At 41.0% G+C, this 6,383-nt stretch carries 6 protein-coding genes and 3 pseudogenes; 4 read left to right on the top strand and 5 right to left on the bottom strand.

Annotation, left to right across the window (positions count from 1 at the left end; genetic code table 11):
* Positions 1-117, top strand: a pseudogene (locus AC2VE5_RS23610) (IS1 family transposase); the annotation flags it as partial.
* Between the two features lie 9 nt (positions 118-126).
* Positions 127-810, top strand: a pseudogene (locus AC2VE5_RS23605) (HNH endonuclease); the annotation flags it as partial.
* Positions 811-1,084: 274 nt separating this feature from the next.
* Here the strand turns inward: AC2VE5_RS23605 and AC2VE5_RS23600 are convergent.
* A complete protein-coding gene (locus AC2VE5_RS23600; RefSeq protein WP_486890095.1) occupies positions 1,085-1,537 on the bottom strand; it encodes a hypothetical protein in 453 nt (150 codons plus the stop codon).
* A gap of 472 nt (positions 1,538-2,009) precedes the next feature.
* Positions 2,010-2,594 carry an ArnT family glycosyltransferase gene (locus AC2VE5_RS23595; RefSeq protein WP_486890094.1) on the bottom strand — a complete coding sequence of 195 codons (585 nt, stop codon included), beginning with the start codon at positions 2,592-2,594 and terminating at the stop codon, positions 2,010-2,012.
* A 220-nt stretch (positions 2,595-2,814) separates the two neighbouring features.
* Between AC2VE5_RS23595 and AC2VE5_RS23590 the strand changes: the two are divergent.
* Together AC2VE5_RS23590 and AC2VE5_RS23585 are read left to right on the top strand one after the other, a co-directional pair.
* Positions 2,815-3,525 (top strand): annotated as a pseudogene (locus AC2VE5_RS23590) (IS6 family transposase).
* Positions 3,526-3,583: 58 nt separating this feature from the next.
* Complete coding sequence (locus AC2VE5_RS23585) at positions 3,584-4,828, top strand: glycosyltransferase (protein WP_486890096.1); 1,245 nt, start codon at positions 3,584-3,586, stop codon at positions 4,826-4,828.
* 486 nt (positions 4,829-5,314) lie between these two features.
* Here AC2VE5_RS23585 and AC2VE5_RS23580 read toward each other — a convergent pair whose 3' ends face one another.
* Genes AC2VE5_RS23580 through AC2VE5_RS23570 form a run of 3 tightly spaced genes read right to left on the bottom strand, consistent with a single transcriptional unit; the run spans position 5,315 to position 6,257 of the window.
* The gene (locus AC2VE5_RS23580; RefSeq protein ID WP_486890093.1) at positions 5,315-5,452 is read right to left on the bottom strand and encodes a hypothetical protein; all 138 of its coding nucleotides are present in this window, start codon (positions 5,450-5,452) and stop codon (positions 5,315-5,317) included.
* Positions 5,452-5,703 (bottom strand): hypothetical protein, encoded by a 252-nt coding sequence (locus AC2VE5_RS23575; RefSeq protein ID WP_486890092.1) that lies wholly within the window; start codon positions 5,701-5,703, stop codon positions 5,452-5,454. The genes AC2VE5_RS23580 and AC2VE5_RS23575 overlap by 1 nt, the downstream gene beginning before the upstream one ends.
* A gap of 44 nt (positions 5,704-5,747) precedes the next feature.
* The gene (locus tag AC2VE5_RS23570; protein ID WP_486890091.1) at positions 5,748-6,257 is read right to left on the bottom strand and encodes a hypothetical protein; all 510 of its coding nucleotides are present in this window, start codon (positions 6,255-6,257) and stop codon (positions 5,748-5,750) included.
* Between the last annotated feature and the right edge of the window lie 126 nt (positions 6,258-6,383).

Here is a 6,383-nt window from a genome sequence, read left to right as displayed (position 1 = left end):
TACTTCAATTGGATTTGGCAGCATAGTCGGTTCAAGTCCACTGCCGCACAACGAGCAGGATTAACCTCTCGACCATGGACTTGGAATGATATCGTGACCTATCCCACAATAATCTGACGCACTACCCGTATTAGTCAATTTCTAGTAGAACGAGGACTAAAGGTAAGTGAAAAGAAGACTAAGCTGACTGCTACGATAGATGGGTTTGATTTCCTCGGCTGGTGCGTCAAAGTGCAGAGCAACGGGAAGTTCAGATGCGTCCCTTCAGTGGACAATTTTAAAGCTTTCCGTCAGAAAGTAAAACACATCGTCAACAACAGTAACTATGGTGCTACCACAAAGGCTGAGAAATTAGCCCCGGTAGTTAGGGGTTGGAGGCAATATCACCGCTTCTGTAAGATGGACGGGTCTAAAAACTCGTTATATTTTATCCAAAAAAGAGCGTTTAAGGTATTTAATAAGGAACGCAAACTGAACCGCTACACTAGCAAAGTATTGTTAGATAAAGCCTTTCCATCGGTTCCTTACTCCGAAAACAAACATATCAACGTCAAAGGAAATAAATCACCATTCGACGGCGACTTGACCTATTGGAGCGAACGTAACAGTAAGCTCTATGACGGTACTACCTCTAAAGTCCTAAAAGGACAAAACCATTCATGTGCTAGATGCGGATTAAAGACGACATCCGAGGAGCGAGTTCACTTGCACCATAAGGACGGAAATCACCACAATTGGAAATTCAATAATCTAGAAGCTCTACATGAGAGTTGCCATGATTATTTACACATGAGCAAAGGCACTGCCTAATTGAATCGGGAGCCGTGTAAGGCGAAAGTTTTACGCACGGATCTAACAGAGAGGGGCGCGGAATAATACCCGCCCTCGACTCTACCGGAAGAGAATTTATCTGTGCCAATCACTTCAATCAGCTTGGGAGATACCGGACGAAGATTCCGGTATCTTCGTTTTGAGCGGCTTTCTTCGTACTGACGAAACTAAACAATATATTGTTCAGAGTGGGGATGTAATTGTAATGGGCGGTGAGAGTCGAAACTTTTTCTATAAAGCGCCAAAAATAAACTTACTTAAGATTTTTGATTCTATACAGCTTTATATTTCTTATTGTTTTTTCTAGCAAATAATCCTTTTTCAAATATCCATCTAAAGCAATCTTATATTCATTATTCTCAATTATTCTCTCTTCATCAAACAGCACGTAAACTGGTTTTTTATCCATAATAGAAGTTAATTCTTGAAGTGGATCTATACCCGTAATTACCGAATAGTAACTAATTAAATGAGATGTAAAAACATACTTCGTAGGAATTTTAGCTCGAGCTAAATAATAAATAATTGGCTGGTAGTTAGCAATATATATGTAGTTACTCGGACTAATTTTTGGTCTTATGTAATTTGCAATTAAAACTTCTTTATCCTCCAAATAACTTTCTTGCTTTATATATTGATTTATAACCAATTCTGTACTTTTTTGCAGATGAGGATATAAAGTTTGTAAGAACATTAAAACTGACACAATTATTAAAAATAGATTTCGTTTATTTTTTATTATCTGTTTATTTACTGTCTGGACAATTATGTATGAGCTAATTAGACATAAAGGAGGCAATAATTGTAAATAGTAGTGTCCGATAAACCTTTTTGATACTAAAGTTGCTGCAAATGTAAAACTAAACCAGTAAAATAAACTGCATAAATTCATTTTATTTTTTAAACTAATTTTTTTTGAAGACTTGATATAAGTAAAGCTTATAAATAAACACAAATACAGAGGAAAATTAGTATATATTTGGGTTATTATAGCAGACAAAAGATTTATTAATGAAAACTTTGTGGCATCAACATATTTAGTATTAGCTATGAAAGTAGCGTAAAAATATTCGTCAAAGTAACCTACAGTTATAAAATAAAGAGCTGTGAATAAGAAAGGTACTATAAACCCAAAAATTGCAAATATATAAATTTTTATTAATATTGTTTTTAACTTATTATTCTTGTTTTTTTTTAAAAGATAAACGAGTAGTTACTATTACTAAAAAGGCAATAAAATCCATAAACACCACATACTTAACTTGCATAGCTAGCCCTAGTAAAAGTCCTATTATAAAAAATGTAATATATCTATAATTAGTGTTTTTAAAAAGTAAGTAAAATGCTAAGGTCACCAAAGGAGCAAATAATATTTCGGCATTTGCGGCTACACCATTGTTACTAAGGGAAAATACTAAATAGAAAATTCCTGCTATTAAACCGATTTTCTCATTAGTTTTACTAATCAGCTTTGCTATTTCATACAAAAAATAGCTTGTAACTGCGACTGAAAGACAGGCTAATATCCGAATAGATGTAATTGAATCTCCAAAAATTAGAATTGCTAGATAAAATAGTATAAAGATTCCAGGTGGCTTATTATCCCAAATTTCTATATAAGGAGGTACACCATTAAGGAAGCTCTGCGCTATTAGAAAATAAAGACTCTCGTCATGATCAATAACAGAGTCAAAGAACGACCAAAATCTAAGTAAAAAAGATAAAAAGGTAAAGCATATAAAAACTATAATTTTTTTTGACATATTCAGGTTTATTGAATCTATTTTTTCTTAATCCTTAAAATTATTAATTTTAATAAATTTAAGGATTGTTTTAATTATTTTAGATGAGTTCTTAGCAGCTTATGTTACTATAAAATAGGTCAATATAAACAAAGGCTAATTTAAGCAGTAATTAAGGTTGTGTCGCAAAAAGAGAGTGGGATGGTAGGGTAGGAAAGCTTCTTTGTTCCCCTACCATCCCATGTCTACTCCCCCTGTGTTTAAATGGTGTCATTTTCAAGCAGAGATCATTCTCCTGAATGTGCGGTGGTACTGCCGATAGGCGCTGTCTTACCGGGACTTGGAGGAAATAATGCAGGAACCAGGAGTGGAAGTGGATCATTCAACTATTAACCGTTGGGTGCGGAAGTACGCCCCAGAATTGGAGAAACGGATTCGTCCCCATTTGCGCGGCACGAACGACTCGTGGCGAGTTGATGAAACATACATCAAGGTCAAAGGTCGGTGGAAGTATCTGTATTGTGCAGTAGACTGGCAAGGGAACACCTTGAATTTTCTGCTGTGTGCCAAACGCGATGCATCAGCAGCAGAGCGGTTCCTGCGGAAAACTCTTAATGCTGCTCACACTCAAGAGCCCAGGGTAATTAACGTGGATAAGAATGCCGCATATCCACCTGCTGTTAACGATCTAAAAGCCGAGGAACAGCTCCCCGAAACTACAGAACTGCGGCAAGTTAAGTACTTGAACAACCAAGTGGAGCAGGACCACCGATTTATCAAGCGATTGACCAAACCGGGAATGGGATTTGGTTCGTTCAACACAGCACGCCGAACCTTAAGAGGATTTGAAGCAATGAACATGATTCCTAAAGGGCAGGTTCAAGGTGTTAGAAAAGGCGATGTCCGAGCATCAATAGAATTGGTGTCTCAACTTTTTGAAATTGCACAATAAGCAACAGGGATTGAGCAGGATTCCCTGTCCTCAAATCTTTTTTGCGACACAACCCTTTATGACGCTCAAGCCACCCAACTCTCTTTTAGCTGTTCCATCAGGATCTTTGCAGATTTCTCAGTTGCCTCCTGCCTCTCAAAATTCAGGTAGTGACCTAATCAAGTTTTCTCTAGTGATTCCGACTTACAACGAGTGTGCAAATATTAAAAACATCGTCAGGATATTGAGTCAGTTGCTAGATGAGTCTATCCCTGGAGACTACGAACTGATTGTCGTAGACGATGATAGCCCAGATTGCACTTGGGAAGTTGCTACATCCTTAATACCTGAATATCCCCAATTGCGGGTGATGCGCCGAACCGAAGAACGTGGACTTTCCTCGGCAGTGATTCGCGGGTGGCAGGCAGCCAAGGGGCAGGTATTAGGGGTAATTGACGGTGATTTGCAGCATCCGCCACAAATCCTATTGCAACTGTTGAGTGCAATTGATGGGGGAGCGGATTTGGCGGTTGCCAGCCGCCATGTGTCAGGCGGCGGAGTCAGTAAATGGAGTTTTGTTAGGCGGTTTTTGTCCCGTGGCGCGCAGGTTTTGGGGTTGCTCCTGCTACCAGGAGTAATCGGGCGCGTCAGTGACCCAATGAGTGGTTACTTCATGGTACGCCGCAGTTGTGTTGTTGGTAAGACACTGAATCCCGTAGGATATAAAATTCTAATTGAAGCGCTGGGTCGGGGAAACATACGCCAGATTGCTGAAGTTGGCTATGTGTTTCAAGAGCGCCTTGAGGGTGAGAGTAAGGTGACATGGAAGCAATATGTGGAGTATCTGCAACACCTAGTACGACTACGTCTTTCTCAAGGTCGGCTCAGAAGGCTCAGTCAGGGGCTAGGCTTCCCGCTTGGTCGGTTCATCCGCTTTGGTTTAGTAGGTCTATCAGGGGTGTTTGTGGACATGGCGCTGCTGTACTTGCTCAGTGACCCGATCACGCTAGGTTTGCCCCTGACTCGCAGTAAAATCATTGTCGCCGAGGTGGCGATTATCAATAATTTTTTGTGGAATGACAGATGGACTTTTGCTGATATCGCCAGTGAGCAAAGGGGATGGCGTCAGCGCTGCAAACGGTTTGTCAAATTTAATATCGTTTGCCTGGCGGGGCTAGTGTTGAATGTGCTGGTATTGAATTTGATTTTCAAATTTGTTTTCCCCAACCGTTATGTAGCGAACCTGATTGCGATCGCAGTTGCCACCATCTGGAATTTCTGGATAAACCTAAAGCTCAGCTGGCGAGTGACGCAAGTTAAATAAAAAGCTAGGATCTGTTTGAAACTGGAAGCGGCATTGTCAACTTAACCCGAACCTAGGGCATATCATCAGGGATAATTCCTTCTAGAAGTAAAAACAGCTTGTCAATGTCATGGGCAAGAAATCGTTGAGCCTTGGTCAGAGAATCATAACCACCCTTCTAGGTTTTACTCTCCCAAAAGTGACAAAAGAGGGATAAATTTTGGCATGCTCATTCCACCAGCACTCGGCATTTAAGTCGTAAAGTTCTAAATCGTTTTTCATAAAAATGTCCTGAAAATACTCTTGAGTTTAACTAGATGTCAGTTTGATGTAGCAGACGGGTGTGGTCAAAGGCAGTTGGTAGGTCGACAAACTATGTAATGTAATAGCTTACAGAGTAAAACCGCTCTCTAGTACGACCGCCTCAAAAGGTGGAACTGGTAGTACAGGAATAGTAGGTTGCGATGTTTGGCACTGTCTAAGTTTTGTTGACTTTGGTGACGGCTGCTAAGGAGGTCGATTCTGCTGCCGACGCTTGCAACCAAAAACCGCACCAGTCACAAGCGCAATGCTTTCCTTACGGCGGGCGCAGCCATCGCCCAAGCAATTGCCACTAAGCCCAAACAAAAACGCAAAAATCTCCATTACTGCCTCCTCGTCAACTTATCCCACCATGCCTGCGGCAACAGCACAGCCTTCTTAGTCTCCACCGCCATCACCCGTAGATTATGACAGACACCGTTCCCCTTTGGGCAAACTACCGCCACTGGCATTCCCACAAATGCAATTGCGTATCGTTTTACAGATGTGGTAGAGGGGACAATAAACTTTTGGACTACAGCATTCCATTTTGTCCTAGGTGTGATGAAGTCCCTGACCCATCGCGTGTTTGGCATGAGCAATCACTTTATCGATTATGGCTTTAAGCTATATCCTTGAGTTAACCCGCAACCGCTGCTTGGGACATACTGTACTTGCCTAACTTCCCTCGATACCATTTGCCACTCTTTGCACCAACCGAGAGAACATTTGAAACACGCTCTCGCGCCGTGCTTCTGACCTCTTTGGGAATGTCATTGACAAAGATGGTATCTATTATTGTGGCAGTCTCCAACACCTTCCCTGAATGCTGTTGCATAACTTCAGCTACAGCTTCTGATAAAGTAGTGTTACTAAATTCATCTCGCACATACTGTTGCCAAGTATCTGCTTGCTGGCTTGGCTTCTTGATGGATGCTGATTTCTTGCTTTGCTTGCTGCTAGCCGGGGATGAGTTTTTCTTGGCTTGCCGCTTGGGGGGAGGTGATGCTGTTGGAGTCTCAGCAGTAACGTCTGTCATTGTGTCGTTTGACTCTGGGAGGGCGACTTCTGGGGCAGTCAGCTGGGGTTGTTCTTCAGTAACTGGTGTTGTTACAGGGGTATTGTTGGTAGTGTCTACAGGAGCAAACATAAGCTAATAGACATTTAATTTGCAATAACTTTGTCACCTTTATTTTGGATACTTCTGTGCCAGTTAATTACTAGCTCTCCCTCATTGAGCAATCTCTCTAGGATTTCTTGAAGTTGGTTGACGGAC

The organism is Aliterella sp. E5.1 (genome assembly GCF_057473825.1).
Note: the sequence above shows the minus strand (reverse complement) of the source record. Positions and strands in the feature narration are given on the sequence as shown.

What these genes read in the sequence shown, in the direction of transcription:
- AC2VE5_RS23585 (WP_486890096.1), top strand. Translation starts at nt 3,584, where the DNA reads ATGACGCTCAAGCCACCCAACTCTCTTTTAGCTGTTCCATCAGGATCT.
- AC2VE5_RS23595 (WP_486890094.1), bottom strand. Translation starts at nt 2,594, where the DNA reads ATGTCAAAAAAAATTATAGTTTTTATATGCTTTACCTTTTTATCTTTT.
- AC2VE5_RS23580 (WP_486890093.1), bottom strand. Translation starts at nt 5,452, where the DNA reads ATGGAGATTTTTGCGTTTTTGTTTGGGCTTAGTGGCAATTGCTTGGGC.
- AC2VE5_RS23570 (WP_486890091.1), bottom strand. Translation starts at nt 6,257, where the DNA reads ATGTTTGCTCCTGTAGACACTACCAACAATACCCCTGTAACAACACCA.
- AC2VE5_RS23575 (WP_486890092.1), bottom strand. Translation starts at nt 5,703, where the DNA reads ATGCCAAACACGCGATGGGTCAGGGACTTCATCACACCTAGGACAAAA.